Below are 23,042 nucleotides of genomic sequence, written 5' to 3'. Positions count from 1 at the left end.
ATCACGAACCGAAGCTCAGGCCGCATGGGCGTGGAGCTTGCGAAGGACGCCTACGAGCGTGGTGCAACGGTCGAGCTATGGATGGGCAAGGCCGAGGTCGGTCCACCGCCCTTCGTCAAGGTCAGGAGGTTCACTTCTGTCTCGGACCTCTCGAAGCTTGTCAAGAACATCCAGTGCCACTACTGCGCCGTTCCGGCGGCGATATCCGATTTCCGCCCGAAGAAGGTCAAGGGCAAGATAAGCTCGAAGGAGAAGTCGCTGACGATCGAGATGACACCGACGCCAAAGATCATCGACGCCATCAGGAGAAAGAGCAAGCGGACGAAGATCATCGGCTTCAAGCTGGAATCCAGGCTCTCCGAGCCCGAGATGAGGGAGAGGGCGCTCGAGAAACTGAAGAGCGCGAAGCTGGACCTGATCATCGCGAACGACGTCAAGACGATAGGCCGCGAGCCCGCCAAGATCGTTCTCCTGGACAAGTCCGGAGCCTCGAAGAGCGCATCCGGCACGAAGGCAACACTGGCACACCACATATGGAGCGCTGCCTTACATGGCCTATGATGCCGTCGCCTTCTGTCCCGGGCACATCACGGGCATTTTCGAGGTCTGTCCTGACGAGGACCCTCACAAGATGGGCTCCAGAGGAGTGGGGATATGCATTTCCCTCGGAGTTCACACGGGCGTGGTCGCCACCGAGTCAGACGCGACCTCGGTCGACGTGAGGATAGGCGGTCAGCCATCCGAGGCGCCCGTGACGAAGAGGGCGATCGAGAACCTTTGCATCGAGCGGGACGTGCACATCGATGTCAATAGCGAGGCTCAGCTGCCCGTGTCCCAGGGATTTGGGATGAGCGGGGCGGGAGCGTTGAGTTCCGTGATCGCGGTCAACGAGGCCCTGGGCTTGGGTCTGCCCCGGGACGAGGTAGTCCGAGCGGCCCACAAAGCGGAGGTCGAGTGCATGACAGGGCTCGGCGACGTTCTTCCCCAGTCCGTTGGGGGGCTGGTCGTGAGGACGGAGCCCGGCGCGGAACCACACGGAGAGTTCCAGAGGTTCGAGAGGGACGGCGACGTCGTCCTTTGCGTCGTAGGTCCTCCGCTCTCTACAAGGGATGTCCTGTCGGATGAGGCAATCGTGGCCAGGATAAGCAAGATCGGGCGGCAGTATGTCAACACGTTCCTGAACGAGACGTCCTTGGACAACTTCCTTCACCTCTCCCTCGAGTTCGCCAGGGAATCGGAGCTCATCCCGGAGGCGGTGGAAGAGGCTGTCGAGAGCTGCAAGGAGTTCGGAAGGGCGAGCATGTCGATGCTCGGGAACTCGGTCTTCGCCGTGGGCGAGGCGGAGAACTTGAGATACAGACTTCTTGATTTCGGCAAGACCTTCGTGTGCCCCATCGACAACGAGGGTGCGCGCCTCGTCTCCCCTACTCCAGGAGAGTGAAGAGCCTGTTGTCCCCTCCCGTCTCGAAGAGACCCAGCCTGGCACCCGCGTCCAGCCAACCGTGCGCGTAGTTGATGCATCCGTAGGCGTTCACGAGGTCCCCTTTCTCATAGAAGTGGATCGCGTCCTTGAAATAGGATGTGCTCATCAGAAGGAAATCCTCGGCGACCTTTCGAAGGTGCGATTTCTCAGGCGCCGCGACTATCACCTTGTCGAGAGCCTTACGCGTGATCTCAATGTCCTTTTCCACGAGGTCTGATCCTATCTCCAAAATGGACACCGATGACCCCATCCACAGGACCGTATTAATCCTTTTAGCCCTCGATCACTTTGATGGACTGCCCACCGTGCTCGGACTCCCTCGGCCTTACCTCGACGAAGAGCGGGGACGTAATGTTCCCTCCCACGACCAGAGCAACGCCTATCGGGAGCCTTTGGATCTCATCGGTCATCCCCGAGGTCAGGCCTTCGACGGAGGCAACGACGGCTTTCAGATCGTTCGGGTTGGTCAGCTTCAGGATGATCTGTGTGTTGCACTGGCTCAGGACGTTCTTGTCGATCTTCGCGGCCCTCTGCGACAGAACGAGCAGTCCGAGACCGAACTTCCTCCCCTCCGAGGCGATCGTTCGCAATATCTTGGAGGAAGCGGCCGTTCCCTGCTGCGGGCAGAAATTGTGTGCTTCTTCCATGACGAGCATGAGCGGCGGGATCTTGTTGAGCTTTCTGAGCTCGAAGAGCGCTGTCGCAAGCCGGTTGACTATGAGCTCCTGGATGTCGGGAGCCGCACCCTTCAGGTTCATGATCGATGTACCGCCCTTGGAGATCAGATCATCGATCTTCGTGCCCTCCTTAGCGAATATCTCGACCTCCTTCAGATACTCAAGCTCGTTGATCAGGCTCGAGTTCGACGGATCATCCTCGCTATCCAGGATGGCAATGATGTCCGCGAGGTCGTAGTCCTTGCCCCCGCTCTTGAGGATGTCGAGGGCTCTCCTCAACGACAACAGGTTGGCGCGGACGCTCTTCAGATTCGTGAGGCCGATGATCTCCCTGGCGTCGAGGTTCTTCAGCGTGAACCTGAGCGGCCTCGCATCCGGGTTGACCTTCGTGTCGGGAGAGAATTCCATTATCTTGCTGCGATAGCTCTTCGGGGACACGTCGAATCTCTTCATCGAATCCGTGTGCTCGGCGGGCATCTTCATGGACGTGTACTCACCGTGGGGATCGATTATCACTGTCGTCACGTCGTGCTTCATGAACTCCTCGATCAGAACCCCCGCGGCGTAGCTCTTCCCCCCGCCAGTCTTTGCCAGTATGCTGACGTGCCTCTGCACGAGAGAGTTGATGTCGACAAGGATCTGGACATCGTGGCCGCTGAGCATGCCGAGGTATGCACCTTTCCTCTCGTCCTTGTTGAGCCCGATGATCTCGCATATCAGGTCCTCGGTGGCCCGGTAAACGGCCTCGCCTGCGCGGAAGGGTGTGTGGGGGACCTGCAGTAGATCCCTGTCGTCCCGGAAGCCGATGATGGAGACCACCGCGATGACCTTTTCCTCTATCTCGATGTCGTGGCCCTTGGACATCTCCTGGGCCCTCTCGATGGAGAGATCCGTCTTCCTTTGAATGTCATCCACTTGACCCAGCACGTACCCGCATATCTCGTGGTGGATCTGAACGTATTCGTTCTTTGCGAGGTGCTCCGTCACCGTGCACCGCAGAGAAAGGCTCCCAACGTCGCCGTAGACGATTCCTACAGCCTCGGCGGGAGTATCCGCGTGGGATATGGATTCTGCTACCTGATCAAAGGACGGTACCATCGGTGCACCCCATTGAGTCTTAATGGGGTCAGCGAATTAAAAGCTTTTGGAGAGAGCGAATCGTGAATATCACATATGATTCCGGTGGAACAGTCTTATTATATCTCGAAAGTTCCTTTTTATATCGATGCTCCTAGGCTCAGCGAGAGCTAAAAGAAAGGCGCTCTTCGGAAAGGCCTTCCTCATCGAGCTTCAGCGGGGCAACTACGCGAATGCCACGCTATTCGCCAAGGCGTTCCTGAAAGAGAATGATACAGCAAACGGCAACGGAGCATACGGGTTCGCATAAACTAGAACTCGGATTCCAGGATTCTGACGACGTCCTCTTTGACACCGTCCAATGTCTGAGATGCGTTGACCACTCGGAACCTCTCATCGGATTCTGACAGGCTCTTGTACACACTGTCGACTTCGACCAGGAAGTCGAGCTTCTCGAACTTGGTTATCTTCGAGCGGTTCGAAATCCTCTGCATTGCGATCTCGGGGTCGACCTGCAGGAGGAACGTGATGTCGGGAACGAGCACGTATGGCGCGCTCGCGTTCTTCAGCCACTCCACTGCGTCCTCCATCCCTTCAGCCTGAAGTGAGGCTCCCTGGTACGCGAGCGTAGAGTCGATGTATCTGTCGGAGACGACGATCTTCCCCTCCGAGATCCACTCCTCGATCTGGAGCGTATGCTGGGCCCTGTCGGCCATGAACAGCAAGGCCTCCGTGAAGGCGTGAACGCCTTCAGAGAAGCCCCTCTTGACGGACTCACCTATCCACGTCGTCGTGGGCTCAACGGTAAGGACCACGTCGGACCCTTCGGAACGCAACCACTCGGAGATGAACTTGGAGATTGTCGTCTTACCGCAACCATCGATTCCCTCAGCAGTGATGAAATTGCAGCGCTTTCTCTCCCGGGCTCCCTCAATCGAACTCAACAGACGGTGAAGAATATGCGGGTTTATAAGGGTAATCGAAACGACAACTGTAAGGGTCCTGAAAAGGCGTTCACAAACGTTTTAATATCCTCCTCTTATTCCTCTCCCTGCAGGTTTTGTTGAGAGGGGGAAAGGCAATGAAGCTGCGTCCAGATACTAGGGAATTTCCCAACGACACTGATAGAGATGGCTCCTGCAGAAAATGCGGTTGCCGGCTTATTCTCCTTCCGAGGGACAGGAGGCACGGGTACTGTTTCGAGTGCTATGACCCGTTTCTGACCGAGGAGTCCGGCTTCGAGGCGGCCTAGGAGTACTTCCGCTTCAGTTCCTTCTCCTTTTCTTTTCTCTTCGCCTTCCACTCTTCGACATCCTTGGAGATCCACGACTCGGGCCTGCCCTCTGCCTTCATGCCCTCGACAGGAGGCCCGTGGATCTTGTCCCAGAATTCGAGCTCTCTCTGAACCTTCTGCTTCGCACCCTTGGTAGGTCCTCCTCTCCTCGCGGGCGCACCTTCCAAGCTCTTGACCCAATCAGCGAGTTCGGAGAGGAAATCCGACTTCCGCTTCCCCTCCCAGACGAGCCGGGACTTCAGCGTGACGCCCCTTTCTTCGTCCCTGTCGAAATAAGCCGTGACCTTGTCGTCCGTTCCAATCCATTCGAAATTTCCCAGCGAGCCCTTCCACCGCAGACCGTACTTCCTCAGTATCCTCTTGAAGTCATCCTTGTTGTTCGAATACGTACTTCCCTCGAGCTCGAACTCCTTCTTCATCTCTCCTTCCCTAAACGCAGGAGATGAAAAGAAGCTATCTGTGGTCCTTTGCTCGGATGCCGTACCTGACGAGGCTGAAGGCCGCGACCGCGAATATGATGGCGAGAGAGAAGCCGTACAGAACCGCCGTCGGGTCTTCGTATATGATCTCGAACGCTGCGAGATAGTTGAACACGCCGTGCATGAAGACGGCCAGGAGATAGTACGGAAGGACGGCGGCCCCTCTGAACAGCACGCTCCGTCCCACACCGTACCCCATGACAGCCGATGCGCTCGCGTGCAGCAGAGAGGAGGATATGGACCTCACGAGTATCAGGATGATCGAGGCTCGAAAATCCGCGATCATGAGGTAAGCCGCGAGACCATAAAGCACGTTCTCAGTGGCAGCGAACCCGAGACCGCTGGCCGCTCCGTAGACCATTCCGTCCTCGGCTTCCGTTATCGATTCCCTGACAGTGTAGACTCCCATGCCCTTGGCGAATTCCTCTACCATGGGCGCAACGACGGAGAAGAGCAGAAGAATCCAAATGGTAGACTCGGGTCGAAGGAAGTCGTACTGTCGCTGTATCGTCTCCCCGAGAACGTAGACCACGAGCGTGCTCAGTATGATCGAGACTATCACGGCGACGATAGCTCCCCAGAGGAAGACCTTCGCGATCTGCCTCCAGGGCTCGACCTCGTACCTCTCAGAGCGTCTGACCCAGATGACGTAGATTATCGCAGGTACGAAGGATACGAGGACTAAAATCGGTATTGCTAGTCCAGGCGGAAGCGAATCCATTGAATGGCTCCGTTGATCCGAGCCCTCAGGTCTCCTGAGACCTCATCGCGATTACGTACTCAGATAGAGGCTTATGAGATACATGAGTCTTTTCCACCCGTTTCCCCTTTTTCCACTCGAATGTGTGCACGGTCATCTTGAGCGGGTCCTGGAGCCCAGGTATGGAACGGATCTCCTTCAGCGTCATCGTGAATATGTCCTTCTTCTTACCGAGTGCCCATTCCGTGGCATAAACGAACGCCCGGGTCTTGACCAAAGTGTCCGGGTTGAGGGACATGCTGTTGATCCCCTCCTTCACCAGGAACGCCGCGATGGACGGCCAGTCCGAAGGGGCCTGTCCGCATATCCCAATCTTCTTCTTCATCTTCCTCGCCGTTCGAACCACGCTGGAGAGCATCTTCTTGACGGCGTTGTGCCTCTCGTCGAAGAGATGTGAGACGAGCTCGCTGTCCCTGTCCAGACCTAGGGTCAGCTGGGTGAGGTCGTTGCTACCGATCGAGAAGCCGTCGAATATCTCCGCGAACTCCTCCGCCAGGATGACGTTGCTGGGGATCTCGCACATGACGTAGACCTGGAAGCCGTCCTTGCCCTGCTTGAGTCCGTTCCTTGCCATGAGCCTGATGACCCTTCTTGCCTCCTCGGGCGTGCGGCAAAAGGGGACCATTGCCAGGACGTTCTTCACTCCCATCTCACCTCTGACCTTGTGCAGTGCCTTGCACTCGAGAGCGAAGGCGTCCTTGAACTCCGGTGAGTAGTAACGGCTGGCACCGCGATATCCTATCATCGGATTTGATTCCTCGGGTTCGTAGTATCGACCGCCGATGAGATTCGCGTATTCGTTGGTCTTGAAGTCGGAGAGACGCACGATGACATCGTGAGGATGGAAGCCCACTCCTATACGTGCAATCCCGTAGGCGAGCTTGTCGATGAAGTACTGCGCCTTGTCCTTGTATCCCAGGGTGAGCCTGTCGATCGTCTCGAGGGTTTCCTCGTAGTACTCCTTCCTGTCACGGATCTCTTTCTTCTTCTCGGTGTCCTTTCCGGCCTTCTGTAACTCCTTCTTGTAGCCATCCTTGACGAATCTCGAGAGCTTCTTGTAGTCCAGCAGCGCTTGCGGATGGATCTGGATGTGCGAGTTTATGATGAACTCCTCTCTTGCCAGCCCCACGCCGTTGTGCGGGAGCTGTCCCTGAGTGAACGCGAGCTCCGGGATGCCGGCATTGACCATGATCTGGGTCCGCGTCTTGGGCATCTTCTCGATCTCGAGGTGTCGGACATCGTAGTCCAGGAGGCCGTCGTAGACAAGCCCCCGTCCTTCCGAGCAATCCGTTGTGATGTCGGAGCCCTGCTTGATGTTCTGGCTGCCGTCCTCGGTCCCGATTATGCATGGAATCCCCAGCTCTCTGGAGACTATCGCCGCGTGGCAGGTCCTGCCGCCCGTGTCAGTGACGATTGCCGCGGCCTTCTTCATGATCGGTTCCCAGTCGGGGTTCGTCGAGCTCGTGACCAGGACCTCTCCGCCTTTGAAGCGGCCGATCTCCTTCACTGAGCTTATGACGTTTGCCCTTCCCTGACCTATCATCTCGCCGACCGCCTCGCCTTCGACGACGACCTTTCCCTTCTTCTTCAGCCTGTACGTCACCAGGACGCTTCCGGATTTCGCAGCATGGACTGTTTCTGGCCTTGCCTGGAGGATGAAGAGATGTCCCGTCCTGCCGTCCTTCGCCCACTCGATGTCCATGGGCATTCCGTAATGCTTCTCGATCTCGATTGCCCAGGAGGCGAGCAGCTCCGCCTCCTCGTCAGAGATGACAAATCGGATCCTTTGCGAGGGGGGAACGGTCCTGTCAAGGACCCCGCCGCCCCGGGCGTAGACGAGCTTCTTATCCTTCAGTCCGAGCTTCTTGTCGATGACCTTTCCCGTCTCCTTGAACACGTAAAAGCTGTCGGGATTGATCGTACCCTGGACGACGTACTCCCCCAGACCGTACGATCCGTTGATGTAGACGACGTTCCTGAACCCGGTTTCGGTATCCAGAGTGAACATCACTCCTGCGGATGCCAGATCGGACCTCACCATGAGTTGGACAGCGGCGGAGAGGTAGCTGTCGAGATGGGAGAAGCCCCGGTCCACTCGGTAGGAAATCGCTCTGTCCGTGAAGAGCGAGGAGAAACACTCCTGAACGGCGCGCACGACGCTTTCGGACCCGCGCACGTTCAGATACGTCTCCTGCTGGCCCGCAAAGGAGGCGTCGACCGTGTCTTCGGCCGTCGCACTGCTCCGGACCGCGGTGTCGACGTTCTTGACCCCTGACTCCTCGCAGAGCTTCTGGTACGCGTCCTCGATTTCCGAGGCCAACTCAGGGGGCATCTTGGCGCGCAGAAATGCATTCCTGATCTTCCTCCCCCTTTCTTGCAGGTTCTTGATGTCGTGCGTGTCGAGGTCGGAAAGCGTATCCTCTATGAACTTGTCCAGACCTGTCTTCTTGATCATCAGTTTATAGGCGTTTGTGGTCACAGCGAAACCGTCTGGAACGGGAACGGTCGGCAGGTTCACGAGCATCTCACCGAGAGAGGCCCCCTTCCCGCCCGCCAAGTGAACGTCCTCCTTCCTGATCTCTCTGAACCAAAGAATCATTCTCTCCTCACGTTTCATCTTCGAATCCTCCTTACTAGAGCGACCAACCACACATTTCGAGCACCTATTTATCTCTTGCTGAATAGATTCCAGTTAAAAACCGAGTTCTGCTATCCTCAAGGAGGCGCGGCTTCCCTCCATGAAACGGTAGACGGCTGCGTGCTTGCTTCCCTCCAAGAGCATCTCGACGGCCCTCTCCGCTACTCCGAGCTGAACGACGTCGCCGATCAATCCGACCGTGTTGCCGTATATGGAGACGTCGACACCAGTGAGCTCCTCGACGAGCCTTCTTGTCTTGCCCCCCGTTCCAATCAACCGCGCACGGACCTGCCTGACCCTCTTCGCGTTCTTGCCTGCGAAGTCCCTGACATCGAACATCCTGAGGAAGATCTCATCATCGAGCAGGCGAAATGCCCTTTCCTCGGAGAACCCCCTTCCGATGGCCTTGACGATGTCCTGGACCGTCAGCGCGTTGGACGGGTCCTCGGCCTGCTTCTCGTCTATGGTGACCTCACCCTTCTCGGAGTCGATCACTATCTTGACCCCCGTGGCCTCTTCCAGCTTCTTCTTGGTCTCGCCGTTCTCCCCTATGAGCACGCCGACCCTCTTCATAGGTATCTTGACGTAGAGCATCATTCACCCCTCACTCGCTTGTTGACGTCCTCGACGTCTGTCTCCACTCCGAGCTTCACGAAGTACCTCGTGATGTTCGCAAGGTCCCTCTGCAGCCACTCCTCGGCCATCGCGTGTTCAAGAGGAACTCCCTGGCCCACGTCGATTATCACGGGCGTGTCGTCATCCATCAGGATGTTGTACTCGCTCAGGTCGCCGTGCACGAGACCGACCTCGTGGATCTTCCTCAGGTTCTCCACAATATCGTCGAAGACCTCCTCCGGGGAGTTGACGAAAACGTCCTTCAGAAGGGGTGCTGGCATCTCCTCGGTCCCGATGTACTCCATCGCGATCATGTTGTTGAGACAGTACAGTGGCTTGGGCACTCGGACCTTGCCAGATGTCATCCTCTCGAGGTTGCGGTGTTCCTTCCTCGCCCACATGTGGATGACCTTCTTGCGGTTCTTCTGGACACCGCCAAACCTGGGGTCTCCCACGATGTACTTGGAGATGTGCTTGAACGTGGCCGTCGATATCCTGTAGACCTTCAGCGCGACGCTTCCGTCGGGCCCGGAGCACTTGAAGACATTGCCCTCCTTGCCCGTGGATATGGGGAAGTCCACCGAATCGAAGATCCCCTCCTTGAACAACTTGTATACGTTCATAAGGGTCGCGCGGTCGAACACCTCATCGAGGGTCTTCCGATCATCGGCATCCTTCACTCTTATCCGCCATGAATCTATCTTCGTGTCCATCAATCTCAGTTTCTTCTCGTCCACCATGGGGTCTCTTCCTGGTCACATTCGGACAATCTCTCGCTGATAAGAGAAAGCCAATGCATCTAAGCTGATGAAAATATTTAAGCTATTGTGCTAGAAGATGTCGACAAGCTGTGGGATCTTCCCCCTTCGACTGAGGTGGGTCGCCTGAGTCCTCGTGTACCTGTACAGTATGTTCGCCTTCTCATCCTGGAACTCCCACGGCAGGATGATCAGGAGATCGCCCTCGCGTATCCACATCCTCTTCCTGAGCTTTCCCGGGATGCGGCCGAGCCTTGACTTCCCATCCGCACACGCAATCCTAATCTTCGACGCGCCAAGGAGCTGATCGGCGATCGCGAACATCTCCCCGAGTCTGCCCTTGGGGAGCCTAACCCTGACAATTCCATCAGAACCGCCCCTTCTGTTGCCTCCCCTTCTGTAGGGTCCCATTCGTTCGAAGTAAAGACAATGGGGCTATAAGCATTTGGGTCAGGCTCTGGCGGAGTCAGAGTTCGAAAAACCTATCGTCCATTACGGCGACCCCTTCGGGAATGGTTACTCGCGCATCCTCGACGTAGCCAAACCAGTAGACGACCAGCCCCTCCCCGAACATGGACCGGTACGGTTGCAGCTGTTTCTTCACGTGCCGTTTGAGCTCGACTGGGTCTCCGAATGTTGCCTTGGACTCTATCCACATCCGGTCGGAGCCGTCCAACCTGAGAGGTTTGTGGAAAAGGGCGTCCGGAGTCTTCTTGTACTTACCTCGAAGCTCCGCTTCGGTCCGGTACTCGATGTTCTTCTTGTCCAGCCACTCGTTCAGTTTGGCTTCTCCCCATCTGCCCCTCTCCCTCTGTCTCTCGATACCTTCTGGAGAGTAAACGAGATCGGCCTTGCACGCATTCTTGATGTCTTGTCGGAGCCTGTTGTCCTTGATGTCCTCAGGCTTGAGGGCCATCTTCCAGAAACGCTTCCGGGAGATCTTGTTCTCCTGCATTATCAGCAGGGCCATCAGAATCGGTGGGAATGAGAACGTCTCAGATATCTGACGAAAGGATTTACCGCTCTTCCAGAGATGGAGCAACTTGGGTGCCCTTCTCTTGACCTGATAGAACCTCCTCGTAGCATCCCTGACGACGTTCTGTGTGTAGAGCACCATAAGCAGTTCTTTGTCCAGTCCCCTGCTCTGGGCGATGACGTTCATGTCCGATGGTCTCTGCAGGCGGCTGGAGATCTCCACGTAATCCCTGTACTTCATTTCTTGCACTGCCTGGAAGCTATGTAAGGCCAGATTACGCCACCACCTATTTCAAGCTTCCGAGACCGTTCCAGATGTCTCACCATAGGCATGGGAAGATAGAAATAGTCGGTGAAGGATTTTCGAGAAGAGATGGCTAGCGAAATCACGCGGATGATATCCGACACCGCCTATCAGGCCTACGTCAAGAGGCTTGAGATGCAGGTCGAGAGCGGCAAGATCCCCAGACACATCGCGATAATCATGGACGGGAACAGAAGGTTCGCAAGAGACCTGGGCATCGATCCCAACGTCGGGCATGAGAAGGGAGGGGACAAGCTCAAGGAGGTTCTTCAGTGGTGCCTCGATGTCGGCGTCAAGGTCCTCACGGTCTATGCCTTCTCCACGGAGAACCTTAAGAGAAGCAAGAAGGAGGTCAGTCATCTCATGAGCCTCTTCGCGGAGAACTTCAGGAGGATCGGTGAGGACGATAGAGTCCACGAGTACGGCATAAGGGTCAGGGTGTTGGGAGAAAGGGATCTTCTCCCAAAGGACGTGAGGGAGGCGATAGAGTATGCAGAGGAGATGACCAAGGACTATAACAACTACTTCTACAACATCGCCATCGCCTACGGAGGGAGGGAAGAAATCATCACTGCCATCAGAAGCCTCGCTCAGGACGTGAAGGATGGGAGGATCTCGGTTGACAGCATAGACGAGAAGACCTTCGCGTCCAAGCTGTACACGGCGGACGTTCCAGATCCCGACCTTATCCTGAGGACCTCGGGGGAGGAGAGGATAAGCAACTTCCTCCTGTGGCAGCTGGCCTACAGCGAGCTGTACTTCGTCGACGTATACTGGCCTGGCTTTCGAAAACTGGATTTTCTGAGGGCGATAAGGTCATACCAGATGAGACAGAGGAGATACGGCGAGTAGTCAGATTATTATCGCATCCGACGGCCGGAGGACCCTCACTCTGGTCCTCAGCTTCCTCTCTCTGACCGCCTTCTGGAACTCCTCGGGGGTTCCAGGGGGTCGAACCTCGTTTTCCCCGATGCGAGTGGGGTGCCAATGTATAGGGACGGCAGACTTGGCCTTCAGGCGGGCCGCCGCGTCCGCGGCCTCGTCCGGATCCATCACGCTGCGTCCTCCACGGATTCTCCCGCCGACGGGCAGAAGTGCAAGGTCTATCTCATACGTGTTTCCGATTGCGGCCATCTTTTCGAAGAGGAGAGTCGGACCCGCAAAATACACGTTCTTGGCGGAGGAGAACAGAACACCAAAGGACTCCCTCGTATGCTTGGAGGGGAGAGTCACCACCCTCGTGTCCCCGATTTTGAAGGCCCTTCCCGGCTGGACCTCGTACACGTTCACGAACCCGCGCTTCTTGAGCCTCTTCTCGGTTCCGCGGGGACAAACCACGGGAATGGTCCTTCTCACTGGCTCCAGGACCTGCCATGAGAGTGTGTCCACTCCGGGATGCGTTACGATTATTCCATCGAGGCGGGGAAGATCGTCAAGGCTGACGGCCTTCTGCGTACTGGGAAAGCAAGGATTGGTGATCAGATTCGAACCATTGCTCCCAACCACAACACAGTCCTGCCACACGAATGTGAGTCTCATGTCTTCAGACCCTTGATGCTCTCTGAGCCTAGCCCTAACCAAGTCCAACGACTACTTCTGCTTTTCTATGTTCTCCTCTTCCTTCCTGTAGGTTCTCAACCTTGAACCGCAAACTTCGCAGACTTCAGAGTGGTCCTCGTATCTCCTTCCACAGCCCACGCATCGATACCGCCAGGACACTCTCTTCGTGATCTCTGGAAACATGACACCTTTGTAATCGATTCCCAACACCATGGCGAGATTCTGGATCGAGTAGTCGTCGGTGAGGATGGTCGCTTTCTCGTCCAAAGCGAGCGCCAGGAGCCCAGTGTCCGTCTGTGACAGCCTCTCGGAATCACCGCTTTCCAGGGATGCTTCCATGACCCGTCCCATTCCCTCCTCCGACGGTGAAGCGACCCTGAGCTTCACCTCGATGAAGGAGTGGAGCTCGGATGTCATCCCCTTTTTCTCCAGTTCTCGAATGACATCGGGCGTTGTGAGCATCTCATCCATCTCCGGATACTTGCCCACGAGGAGGGCCGAGGAGTCCAGCACAGCTTTCATCGAGTCTCACCGCGCTCCGGAAGAATGAGGGAGTAGATCTCGCTCACCGACCTCTCCGCCTCCTCCCTGTCGTTCGTTTTCACAATAGTCTTCCCGTTCCGGTACAGCGTGAGTTCGACTTCCTTCTTGACGACGAGGAGAGGGCCGGCGTCGGTGACCTCGTAGTCCGCGTCTCTGAGAAGTGAGGCCGTCCTCCCGAGGTCCAGCCTGACTTCCCCCTTCAGTGTTGACATGAAACCTGCCGACGTCCTGCAAGGCTCCAGCAGATAGTAGGTCATTGGACCTCCATTTCCGCCAGTGCGTTCTCGACGAGCTCTTCGACACCCACCTTCATCTCTTCCTCTCTGATCCTTTCGATGCCAGAGACCGTCGCTGGCCTATCCGGGACAATCGTGCAGCAGAGCCCGGGTCTGATCGAGATCTCGTACGTGCCGATCTCCTTGGCGATTCTCTCTATCTCCAGCTTGTCGAATCCGATGAGCGGCCTCAGGATGGGGATGTCGACCGCTTCCTCCTCGACGACGATGTTGGGAAGCGTCTGTGAAGCGACCTGACCGAGGGATTCGCCGGTGACCAACGCTTCGCACCCCTCCCTTCTGGCGATCCTCTCGCCGATGCGGAACATCATCCTTCTGCAGAAGACGCATCCGAACCGGCGTATGGCATTTCGGGCGAACTCGATCTGCGTCTTTCCGTGAGGGACGATGTACAAGGGTATCCTCTCACTGGAATACTCCTGCAAACACCTCACCAGGTCCTTTGCCTTTCCCAATTGGCTCTCATCGGTGAAGGGTTGGTTGTCGAAGTGAAGAGCCAAGCACTGATCGCCTCTTCGCAGCATCAGGTACGTCGCAACCGGAGAATCGATGCCTCCGGACAGAAGGGAGATGAGTTTCATCGCATCTAGTCTCCTATGAACCTGGAATACAGCGACCTGGCTTTGGCGGTGTCCCCTGTGCCCGAGATGAGCACCCGACCGTCCTGGAAGATCGTCATCTTGTATTCATCGACAGCGAACTTGAGGATGTCCTCTCCCCTGCGTATGTCCCCGACCTTCGCGAGGCGGGCTTCCAAGGAGTCGAAGTCTATACGCTCCGTCCGCTTCGCACTGATCGAGACGCTGTTTGTCCCGCAGAGCGAGACGGCGAGATCGGCATCGTCCTCGGTCAAGTATCGGAACTCCTTCCTCCCGCAGGAAGGACAATCCTCGTTCCTGGAGATGTCCAGCTCATTGATCTCGCGCAGCCAGGCGTCGTACGTCAAGAGCTTGCCTCCGACCTCCTCTCCAAGGATGAGCTTCATTGCGTCGGCGACCTGGAGCGAGGACACCGTCGCGGGGACCGTATTGAGAATGCCTTCAGTTTCACATGTGGCCACTGACCCGGCGGGCGGCAGAGATGGGAATAGGCACTCAAAGCACGCCGTCCTGTTGGGGACAATCGTCATCGTCATTCCGTATGTTGCCACGGCGCCGCCGTAGACGAACGGTATGTCGTTCTTGACACAGTAGTCGTTGACGACGAATCTCGTCTTCATGTTGTCGAGGCCGTCGACGACGATGTCCGCGCCAGCGAGCATGTCATCGACGTTCTTCGGGATCAGGTCAGACGGGAAGGGCTGGACCTCCACGGACGAGTTCATCTCTCCTATCCTCCTCCCCGCCACGACTGCCTTTGCCTCGCCAAGATCGCGCTCACCGTACAAGACTTGCCTTTGGAGGTTGTCGAGCTCAACGACGTCCCTGTCGATTAGGACGATGTGTCCTATTCCGGCGCGTGCGAGGAGGATGGAACTGAGGGAGCCGAGAGCACCCAGGCCGATCACGGCAACTCTGGCGCCGATCAACTTCCGCTGTCCGTCCTCCCCGATCTGAGGAAGAACGAGCTGACGGTTGTATCTCTCCATATCTACATTCACGAGACTCAGATTGCATCACCGAATATCATATTGTCGCTTGACGGGGACGTCAGAAGCAGTATTGGATGGAGAGCCTCTCCCTCAGCTTCTTGGCCTCGGCAAGGACGTTCTCGCCCGAGATGCAGCGTGAGATGAGAGATGCCAGGTCCGCCACGTGAGCCTCGTCCGCGCCGAGCCTGGTGATCTCGTTGACTCCCATTCTGCCGACAGCATCGATGATGATGTTCGACTCCTCAAGCCTGATCGCCAGGTCGTTTATCCTCGTGCCCAGTTCTTCCTCGATCCTGCTGCTGTCCAGCAACACCTGACTGGAGCGAGTGAAACCTTCGCTCCCATATCGTACGGGGACGCCGTGCTCGTGCAGCTGTTTTGCGAGAACGGAGGCGTTGCGGACACATTTCTGGGCATACTCCTTCCCGAACTTCTTCATCTCCTCGAGTGCGAGTGCGAGTGCGGCGATGCGGTTCCAGTGGGCATTGTCGAGAACTCTCCACGTGATGTTCTTCTTCGCCTCCTCGAAGATGTCTTCGTCAGTGGTCAGGAAGATGCCACCCTGCGGGCCGAAGAATGACTTGTGCGTGCTGCCTATGACGACATCGACGCCGTCCTGGAAGGGGGTCTGGAACTCGCCGCCAGCGATCAGCCCGAGTACATGGGAGGCGTCGTAGCCAAGGGTCGCTCCCACGTCGCTGCAGGCGTCCCTGAGCCTCCTCAGGTCGTAAGGGAACAGGAGGAAGCTCGTGCCCACAACAACAATGGACGGCGAGACGTCCCTTATCTTGTCGGCTGCCATGCCGTAGTCGATGTTCGCCGCGGCGCCGTCGAAGGGGAGGTACTCGCACTTCATGTCAAGCATCTGCGGTACGTTCTCCGAGGCGTAGCCGTCGTACCCTCCATCCTCGGGGCTGATGGTCAGGATGGTCTCGCCCTTTCCGCAACAGGAAAGAAGCATCAGCATGGAGGAGACGTGACCGGAAAGGGGTTTCAAGCTCGAAAAGCCGCATTCGAAGATCTCCTTGGCGAGGTCCTCGCCGTAGCTCTCGACCTCGTCGACATACCTCGTGCCCCTGTAGGCGTTCTCCACGAAAACGCCATGGAGATCCGTGTTCAGAGGCAACGTGTAGCGGTGGCCAAAATCGGAAGCCAGAAGCTGCCGGACAGCTTCACTCGTCACGTTCTCCGAGGCTATGAGATTAATACACTCGGACCGCCACTCTCGGTGGCGTCGCACGAATTCGAGAACCCCCGACATGTCAGTTGTACATAGAAGGGTTGGACTTCGGATCGTGGAAGGCCTCGAATTCCTCATCGAGGTCAACCTCGATGACCATGCTGAAGAGCGTGTTCACGATGTCTCTGACTTCTTGGAGCTCGGCGCGCATCCTTCGTATCTCAGCTAGGAGTTCCTTGGTCTCGTCGCTCATGGCACTTCCTTCTCATCCATATGCTCGCGAGGCTTCATATCCTTTTCCGTTTCGACCATTGTGTCACCGTAGTCGCTGGATATCTTCCTCCGATCGGTGGAATCGCAGCTCTCGCAGTACAGGGTGTTTCCTTTTCTTATCATAGGGATCCTGCATTGGGTGCAGAAGCCCTTCAAGACGCCGTATCTCTTCCCTGTTGTCGCCAGCTGAAGTGAGGGGTCTGTCGAAATGACCTTTGCGCGTATGATATCGCCGATATAGAACTCTCCCTTGACGGACTTGGTATAGCTCGAGGAGACCTTCGAGACGTGAATGGACCCGTTTGTGTCTCCGGACACGGATCTCTTCTTTCCCTCGACCTGAACGACGTCTGCCGTTCCCATCGATTCCCTCGTTCCCGATATAACGGCGATCACATCGTCGCCGTTCTTCAGCGTGATGGGAGGGTTGAAGGCCTTCACCCTGAGGACGCGCTCCTTGCTGTCGAGCTCTACTATGCCGACAGTGCTGGCGTATATCTTGCCCCTCTCATCGAGCGTGCCTTCTCCTGCTATGTACTCCTCGCTGACCGCGAGCTCATCGCCAGGGAAGACCAGTTTCTTCTCCTTTGGCGGCTCATTCTCTCTTGAATCTGAAGAGTGTGACATCGAAACTCACCTTCTCCTTCGTGTGAAACTCGTACGTATGGGGTATCACGAATATATAACGTTTTAGTGTCTCAGCGGAGCAGCCGAGAACCTCGGCCCTCTTCCGAACGAATTCCTCAGTATCCTGAAGATGAAGGGAATACATGACACCAGCCACGCTCACGCCGGTCATGAGGAAGGGGATGTCCGCGTGCCTGGTCTGCGCCCCGAAGGGCGGGTTCTGAATGACGGTGTCCACGGGCTCGTGGAAGTCGGAGACCTTCATCACCTCGAAATGGACGTTGGCCTTGAGCTTGACAGCGTTCTGTATCGCGACCTCTATGGCGTGTGCGTCGATGTCGACACCGTAGACCTCCTTCGCACCGAGGAGAGAGGCGCCGATTCCTAGGATGCCGGTGCCGCAGCCTAGGTCAGCGACCCTCTTGCCCTGAATGTCCCCGTCCATGAATGCTGTCCAGAGCATGTCCGATGCTATGTCGGCTGGCGTCGAGTACTGCTCGAATCTGGCGGATGGCTTGACGTACGGCTGCGCCTTCTGCAGTTTGATCTCGAGCTGTTTCTGTTTCACCCATTTGTGTATGCCATCTCCGCTAATTATGGTTTTCTCGCGGGCAAGTCAGCTCACGATGGTCACAATGCCGTCGGCATCGGCCTTCACCCAGTAGCCATTCCCCGCTGAAAACAGGTCCGTGTCAGCGAGGACCCTGAGATGGTGTGGGACGTCCGTTCCGCTGAACCCTTCGACACGGAGGACTGGAATCTGTGACTTCAACGAGGAGACCGAGAAGTCCGCCGCGAAGGAGGTGAATCCCACGAGATTCCAGCCTGTTTCAAGGGCGATCGTCGTTGTGTGCGGAACGAGACCGGTCATTATGATCTCCGAGGGTGCCGTGATATTGATCCAGATCGCCATTGAGCTGTTCAATGCGGTCAGGTCGCCGTACTCACGGCCCGGGCTATGAAGGAACCACTGTCTGCCGGCAGGGCCGCCGTAGGCGCGAACTGTGTCATAGCTGACGCCCGCCAAAGCATCCACAATGGGCACATCGCCACCGAGCAGTGGGATGCTGACAAGGTTCGGTCCGAGGGTGAGGTCCCGGGAGAACTTCACCGCCTGTTCCGACTCCGATGTGAAATCCTCGAAATCCCTCGCAGCAACGAAGTAGAAGTGTGTCTTCTTGTCGGAACCCCCTCCCGTGTGCACAAAGCTTGAAGTGCCGTTCCCGACGGTGCTGAGAAGCTGATACCCCGCACCGGATACGTTGAAGATCTCGGACGAGAGTATCTCGTACGCGTACACGTCCCCCGTACCCGCTCCGTCGTCCGAGGAGAGGTTCCAGTTGAGCGTGACGTTCGCGGTGTCAGTGACCTCGATGCTAAGGATCTCCGGCGGGCCCGGCGGCCTGTGGTCGTATATCGGGATTCCCTGACGGAGACAGAAATACGCGCGATAGGCTGTCACCCAGGATTCGTCCCCGTCATCCGGATCCCCCACATTCGTGGGGACGCCACCGTCGCGGTCCCCGTCCCTCGTGATTAACCTGTCCGTGATGTTCTGATAGTGTCCCAGGTACGTCTGGTTCCCGGTGGCGTTGAAGGCCGCCCACCACCCGAGGGCGTACCACGCCTCCCATCCGTTCTGGCTTCTTCCCGGTCCGGAGCCGGGATCTGGGACCACGATCTTCATCAGGGGCGCGTATGTGTCTATCCAGGTGGCATTGGGATTCTCGGCCAAGTAGGTCGTCGCAACACCCCAGAAGGACGCCCCGCCGGCGAGGGCCCAGCTTTCGCTGTTCAGAAGACTCGTGTCGCCCTCAATGGCGATCCTCAGGAGATCGCCTATGTTCACGGCGCTTTGAGCGGCGGATGCATTGCCAAGTTGCGTCGCCCATTTGTAGAGCGCGCCGGCTCCCCAGCCCATTATGTGGCGCTTGGCGATGTCGTCGAACGGGAGAACCAGCTCCTCCCACCCGTTTCTGCCTATTATGTACGTCGCGGACTGGTTCGCGTACCACATCATATCGGTCAGGCCGTAAGCCATCCTGTATTCCCGCTCGGCCAGGAGCGCCCAGGCGGAGCTGTAGACCCTGCCCGAGTCTCCCTCGGTCCAGGCAGTGTTGTTCATCGAGTAGTTCCAGGCTGAGAGCACGTTCGGAAAGTAGACGTTGTCGCCGGTGGCCCTGTAGTACCGGCACCATATCCAGATCCCCTCGAGCGTGTTGTCCGTGTTCTCGTAATCGTTGTCCTCAGCCTCCTCCATTCCTCCGTCCACTCCTTGCAGGCCCGCCATGAAGGACGCGGACAGTGAGAAGTTCTCCAGGTTCCCGCTAAAGACGGTCTCATTGGCGGGACTGAGCGGCCTGGGAGCGGGTGATTCGGAAGAGCTCTGCATGGCGCCCAGAGCAGCAGCTGCAGTCAGTATGACCACGGCGATAGAAGCGATCTGACGAAATCTCAACCTCCTCACTGGTTCGCCCATTCGCTTTGGGGCAGATTAAGATTTCGGATTCGATAGCCCTACTCGATGTACTTCTCCGGATCCTCTTGGAATCTGTTCATGCAACCCACCGCGCAGAAGTAGTACTTCTTGCCCTTGTACTCGTACTCTCCCGCGGCGGTCTCCGGATCCACTTCCATCTTGCAGATGGGGTCTATAGCCACTTGTTTCACCTCCTCTTTCTGCGGTCGAGGTGGTTCGAGCACTTCCTGCTCGACTCTCAACCGCTTGACTTCTGGAACATACCTCTTAAGCAATCGTGAGTTCGTGACGACGGAGACGGAGCTGAAGGCCATCGCACCGGCCGCGATTATCGGGGCAAGCAGTATTCCGAAGGTGGGATAGAGTATTCCGGCGGCGATCGGAATGCCCGCCGTGTTGTATGCAAAGGCCCAGAAGAGATTCTGCTTGATCTTGGACATCGTCTTGGAGCTCAGCTCCATGGAGGCGACCACGTCCAGCGGATCGTCCCGCACGAGGACTATGTCACCGGACTCGATGGCCACGTCCGTCCCGCCACCAATGGCGATTCCCACGTCGGCCTGGACAAGCGCTGGGGCGTCGTTGATCCCGTCACCCACCATGCCCACCTTCTTTCCTTCCCGCTGGAGTCTGGCTATCTCGGACGCCTTGTCCTGCGGGAGGACCTCGTAGAGGACTCTGTCGATTCCGAGCTTGCGGCCCATGGCCTTGGCGGTGCGTTCGTTGTCTCCGGTGATCATCACGACCTCGATCCCCTTCTCCTTCAGCGCCTTGACCGCCCTGGCGGACGTGTCCTTCAGGGTGTCGGCGACCGCGATGGTGCCGATGACCGTTCCGTTCCTCGCTACGATGACCGCCGTCTTGCCCTCGCTCTCAAGTCTCCGGAGCTGGTGCTCTATTGCTCCGGTGTCCACGTTCTTGGTCTCCATCAGCCTCCTGTTCCCCAGGAGGATGTCCGTCTCGCTGGCTCTTACACTGACTCCCATTCCAGGGATGGCCTCGAAGGAATCGGGCTCATCGTAGGACACGGAACTCTCCCTTGCCCTTCTGAGTATGGACTCCGCGAGCGGATGTTCGGACCCTGCCTCGGCGATTGCCCCGAGTCTGAGCACTTCATCCTCGGTCGATGAGGGCAGAGCGACGATGTCGGTGACCTCTGGCTCTCCCTTCGTCAGGGTACCGGTCTTGTCGAAAACGATAGTGTCGAGCTTGCCTGCCGTCTCGAGAGCCTCACCGCCCTTGATCAGGACTCCGTATTTCGCACCCAACCCGGTGCCGACCATGATGGCGGTGGGCGTTGCTAGTCCGAGTGCGCAAGGGCACGCGATGACCATGACCGAGATGAAGATGAGAAGTGAGAAAGTGAACGACGTCAGGCCTGCGCGAGGCGCCCAGATACTGGACCCGATGAGGAGCCAGAATACGAGGGCGAAGACCGCTATCGAAATGACGGCGGGAACGAAATAGGCGGCGACCCTATCCGCAATCCGCTGTATCGGGGCCTTCTTCTCTTGAGCCTCCTGGACCATCCTAATGATCTGGGCCAGCATTGTCTCTTCGCCGACTTTCCTCGCCTCCATCTTGAACGTTCCTGTCTTGTTTATCGTAGCTCCGACAACGGCACTGCCGGCCGACTTCTCGACGGGAATGCTCTCTCCCGTGACCATGGACTCGTCCACGGAAGAGCTGCCCTCGAGGACGACGCCGTCCACGGGGATCTTCTCGCCTGGTCTCACGCGGATGATGTCGCCCACCGCGACCTCTTCGATAGGGATCTCCCGCTCGATTCCGTCTCGGAGAACCATCGCCGTTCTTGCCTGAAGCTCCATCAGCGTCCGAATCGCCTGGGACGTGCCGCTCTTGGCCTTGGCCTCGAGATAGTTCCCAAGGAGTATCAGGCCTATTATCATCGCCGCGGTGTCGTAATAGACGGCGTGGGTTCCGAACAGATCGGGGAGAAAGGTGACGATGACGCTGTAGGAATAGGCGGCGCTCGTGCCCACGGCAATCAACGTGTCCATGTTGGCGGTCCTGTTCTTGAACGCCTTCAACGTCCCCTTGTAGAACTTTAGACCGGGGTAGAACTGCACGGACGTCGCAAGGAGGAAGAATACGAAGTTGCGGATGAATAGGTGGGCGGCGTCGTCCGACAGCGAGAGGACGTCCCACGTCATGCCCACCGCGAGCATCGGGAACCCAACGGCGAGAGCGAAGATGGTGATCCTCTTCTTGTACTCCATGTCCTTTCGATGGAACTCCTCGGCCTGCTCTCGGCCCTCCTCAAGGCCGACGAACTGATAGCCGGCGTCGTCTATCGCCTTGCCTATGGTCTCGAGACTGGTGACCTTGGGATCGTATATCACGGTGGCCCGCTCAAGTGCGAGATTGATGACTCCGCTCTTGATTCCCTCGACATTGGAGAGGGCGGTCTCGATCGTGTTAGCGCACGTAGCACAGGTCATCCCTCCAACCTTGACGGTCTTCTTCTCAAGGGCCATGGCAACTGGTACAAAAACGAGAGGGACTTAAAAGGTTGTCTAATGACGAGTGTCAAGCGGGTTGCATATCAAGGCCGATTGCAGGTGGATGGGAAGTGGGCTCAGAGTGATTCGAACTCCCGACCTTCACATTGTGAAGGTGACCCATAACCGCCAGACTGAGGATGTGTGAGAGAGGTGCGGATTCGGGCCCCTCGATGTCTTTTCCGCGAAGGGGTTTGCCAAAGTCTTGAATCATCCCTTAGGACGGCAGGGTCAGGCATGACATTCCCGCCGTTGTTCCGGGACAGACGTCATCACGCCGATCAATTCTCCTGATCAGCCCCGATATATCCTCAACATGTTCTCCGCCACCTTGGACCAGGAGAATCTCTCTTCCACCGATTCTCTTCCCAGGATTCCCATCTTCCTTGCAGTCTCAGGGTCCGAGAGCATTCTGCACAGGGCAAGAGCAAGTTCATTTGGGTTCCTTGGCGGCACTAGCATTCCCGTCTTTCCGTCCAGCACGACATCTGGAATCCCACCCACATCAGTAGCCACGCAGGGTTTTCCGCAGGCCATTGCCTCCGCCAAAACGAGACCGAATGCTTCATACTCTGACGGGAGGACAAGCAAATAGCAGGAATGATACGCGGACACAAGCATGTCTGCCTGCTTGAGGAACCCTGTGAGAAGGAAGTCTCCGGACAGGCCTCTTCGGTCGATTTCCATTCTCATCCATTCGCCGAGATCCATATCTTCTCCCACAATCACGAACTTGGCCTCTGGAAACCGTTCGATGACAAACGGCGCTGCCTCGATCAGGTCCTCCAGCCCCTTCTTCTGGGCCAATCTTCCTACGTACAATATGAGCTTCTCATTGTCTGCGATGTCGAAATGTTCCCGGAATGCCTCCGGATTAGGGTGCTGGCTGAAACGTTCAAAATCAACACCCG

General features: G+C 57.1%; 26 protein-coding genes. 4 read left to right on the top strand and 22 right to left on the bottom strand.

Translation table 11 applies throughout. The features are described from left to right. Both LN415_07140 and LN415_07135 read left to right on the top strand, forming a co-directional pair. Positions 1–561: bifunctional phosphopantothenoylcysteine decarboxylase/phosphopantothenate--cysteine ligase CoaBC (locus LN415_07140; GenBank protein ID MCJ2556868.1), on the top strand; the 561-nt coding region annotated here is incomplete at its 5' end. Continuing rightward, entirely contained in the window at positions 551–1,441 is an 891-nt protein-coding gene (locus LN415_07135) for a GHMP kinase (GenBank protein ID MCJ2556867.1), read from the top strand. The genes LN415_07140 and LN415_07135, both read left to right, overlap by 11 nt. On the opposite strand, the gene LN415_07130 is transcribed toward LN415_07135, so the two are convergent. Together LN415_07130 and LN415_07125 are read right to left on the bottom strand one after the other, a co-directional pair. Beyond that, positions 1,425–1,721: a DUF357 domain-containing protein gene (locus LN415_07130; protein ID MCJ2556866.1), complete on the bottom strand. Its 297-nt coding sequence runs from the start codon at positions 1,719–1,721 to the stop codon at positions 1,425–1,427. The genes LN415_07135 and LN415_07130 overlap by 17 nt on opposite strands. Before the next feature lie 34 nt (positions 1,722–1,755). Continuing rightward, positions 1,756–3,258, bottom strand: coding sequence for an ATP-binding protein (locus tag LN415_07125; protein ID MCJ2556865.1), 1,503 nt, complete (start codon positions 3,256–3,258; stop codon positions 1,756–1,758). A gap of 127 nt (positions 3,259–3,385) precedes the next feature. Between LN415_07125 and LN415_07120 the strand changes: the two genes are divergently transcribed. Continuing rightward, positions 3,386–3,547: a hypothetical protein gene (locus LN415_07120; GenBank protein ID MCJ2556864.1), complete on the top strand. Its 162-nt coding sequence runs from the start codon at positions 3,386–3,388 to the stop codon at positions 3,545–3,547. Between the two features lies 1 nt (position 3,548). Here LN415_07120 and tmk read toward each other — a convergent pair whose 3' ends face one another. The 8 genes from tmk to LN415_07080 form a co-directional block, all read right to left on the bottom strand. Continuing rightward, positions 3,549–4,181: a dTMP kinase gene (tmk, locus tag LN415_07115; protein MCJ2556863.1), complete on the bottom strand. Its 633-nt coding sequence runs from the start codon at positions 4,179–4,181 to the stop codon at positions 3,549–3,551. Between the two features lie 304 nt (positions 4,182–4,485). After that, a complete protein-coding gene (locus tag LN415_07110) occupies positions 4,486–4,950 on the bottom strand; it encodes a hypothetical protein (GenBank protein ID MCJ2556862.1) in 465 nt (154 codons plus the stop codon). A 34-nt stretch (positions 4,951–4,984) separates the two neighbouring features. Then, positions 4,985–5,731, bottom strand: a complete 747-nt coding sequence (locus tag LN415_07105; protein MCJ2556861.1) for a PrsW family intramembrane metalloprotease — start codon at positions 5,729–5,731, stop codon at positions 4,985–4,987. A gap of 25 nt (positions 5,732–5,756) precedes the next feature. Then, positions 5,757–8,387, bottom strand: a complete 2,631-nt coding sequence (gene ppsA / locus LN415_07100; GenBank protein ID MCJ2556860.1) for a phosphoenolpyruvate synthase — start codon at positions 8,385–8,387, stop codon at positions 5,757–5,759. Between the two features lie 75 nt (positions 8,388–8,462). After that, positions 8,463–9,005, bottom strand: coding sequence for a KH domain-containing protein (locus tag LN415_07095; GenBank protein ID MCJ2556859.1), 543 nt, complete (start codon positions 9,003–9,005; stop codon positions 8,463–8,465). Further along, positions 9,002–9,763, bottom strand: coding sequence for a serine protein kinase RIO (locus tag LN415_07090; GenBank protein MCJ2556858.1), 762 nt, complete (start codon positions 9,761–9,763; stop codon positions 9,002–9,004). The genes LN415_07095 and LN415_07090 overlap by 4 nt, the downstream gene beginning before the upstream one ends. A 90-nt stretch (positions 9,764–9,853) precedes the next feature. Next, positions 9,854–10,192, bottom strand: a complete 339-nt coding sequence (eif1A, locus tag LN415_07085) for a translation initiation factor eIF-1A (protein ID MCJ2556857.1) — start codon at positions 10,190–10,192, stop codon at positions 9,854–9,856. A gap of 55 nt (positions 10,193–10,247) precedes the next feature. Continuing rightward, positions 10,248–10,997, bottom strand: a complete 750-nt coding sequence (locus LN415_07080) for a C15orf41 family protein (protein ID MCJ2556856.1) — start codon at positions 10,995–10,997, stop codon at positions 10,248–10,250. Between the two features lie 132 nt (positions 10,998–11,129). Here LN415_07080 and uppS point away from each other — a divergent pair, with 132 nt between their 5' ends. Further along, on the top strand, positions 11,130–11,912 hold the full coding sequence (gene uppS / locus LN415_07075; GenBank protein ID MCJ2556855.1) for a di-trans,poly-cis-decaprenylcistransferase: 783 nt from the start codon (positions 11,130–11,132) through the stop codon (positions 11,910–11,912). Here uppS and LN415_07070 read toward each other — a convergent pair whose 3' ends face one another. The 12 genes from LN415_07070 to LN415_07015 all read right to left on the bottom strand — a co-directional run. Then, entirely contained in the window at positions 11,913–12,599 is a 687-nt protein-coding gene (locus LN415_07070) for an MBL fold metallo-hydrolase (protein MCJ2556854.1), read from the bottom strand. It lies immediately after the preceding gene. 51 nt (positions 12,600–12,650) lie between these two features. After that, entirely contained in the window at positions 12,651–13,142 is a 492-nt protein-coding gene (locus tag LN415_07065; GenBank protein ID MCJ2556853.1) for a nucleic acid-binding protein, read from the bottom strand. After that, on the bottom strand, positions 13,139–13,420 hold the full coding sequence (locus tag LN415_07060) for a hypothetical protein (protein ID MCJ2556852.1): 282 nt from the start codon (positions 13,418–13,420) through the stop codon (positions 13,139–13,141). The genes LN415_07065 and LN415_07060 overlap by 4 nt, the downstream gene beginning before the upstream one ends. Then, positions 13,417–14,040: a hypothetical protein gene (locus LN415_07055; GenBank protein MCJ2556851.1), complete on the bottom strand. Its 624-nt coding sequence runs from the start codon at positions 14,038–14,040 to the stop codon at positions 13,417–13,419. The genes LN415_07060 and LN415_07055 overlap by 4 nt, the downstream gene beginning before the upstream one ends. Positions 14,041–14,045: 5 nt before the next feature. Further along, positions 14,046–15,059, bottom strand: coding sequence for a ThiF family adenylyltransferase (locus LN415_07050; GenBank protein ID MCJ2556850.1), 1,014 nt, complete (start codon positions 15,057–15,059; stop codon positions 14,046–14,048). Between the two features lie 49 nt (positions 15,060–15,108). Beyond that, positions 15,109–16,311: a serine hydroxymethyltransferase gene (locus LN415_07045; protein ID MCJ2556849.1), complete on the bottom strand. Its 1,203-nt coding sequence runs from the start codon at positions 16,309–16,311 to the stop codon at positions 15,109–15,111. Position 16,312: 1 nt separating this feature from the next. Next, positions 16,313–16,483 (bottom strand): hypothetical protein, encoded by a 171-nt coding sequence (locus LN415_07040; protein ID MCJ2556848.1) that lies wholly within the window; start codon positions 16,481–16,483, stop codon positions 16,313–16,315. Then, entirely contained in the window at positions 16,480–17,130 is a 651-nt protein-coding gene (locus LN415_07035) for an exosome complex RNA-binding protein Csl4 (GenBank protein ID MCJ2556847.1), read from the bottom strand. The genes LN415_07040 and LN415_07035 overlap by 4 nt, the downstream gene beginning before the upstream one ends. After that, positions 17,099–17,698, bottom strand: a complete 600-nt coding sequence (locus LN415_07030) for an METTL5 family protein (protein MCJ2556846.1) — start codon at positions 17,696–17,698, stop codon at positions 17,099–17,101. Before LN415_07030 ends, LN415_07035 begins: the two co-directional genes overlap by 32 nt. Before the next feature lie 48 nt (positions 17,699–17,746). Further along, positions 17,747–19,597, bottom strand: coding sequence for a hypothetical protein (locus LN415_07025; GenBank protein ID MCJ2556845.1), 1,851 nt, complete (start codon positions 19,595–19,597; stop codon positions 17,747–17,749). Between the two features lie 50 nt (positions 19,598–19,647). After that, positions 19,648–22,107 (bottom strand): cadmium-translocating P-type ATPase, encoded by a 2,460-nt coding sequence (gene cadA / locus LN415_07020; GenBank protein MCJ2556844.1) that lies wholly within the window; start codon positions 22,105–22,107, stop codon positions 19,648–19,650. 318 nt (positions 22,108–22,425) lie between these two features. Continuing rightward, positions 22,426–23,042 (bottom strand): glycosyltransferase family 4 protein (locus LN415_07015; GenBank protein ID MCJ2556843.1); only part of this gene is annotated, 617 nt, incomplete at its 5' end.

The organism is Candidatus Thermoplasmatota archaeon, from assembly GCA_022848865.1.
Classification (GTDB): Archaea; Thermoplasmatota; Thermoplasmata; order RBG-16-68-12; family JAGMCJ01; genus JAGMCJ01.
Note: the sequence above shows the minus strand (reverse complement) of the source record. Positions and strands in the feature narration are given on the sequence as shown.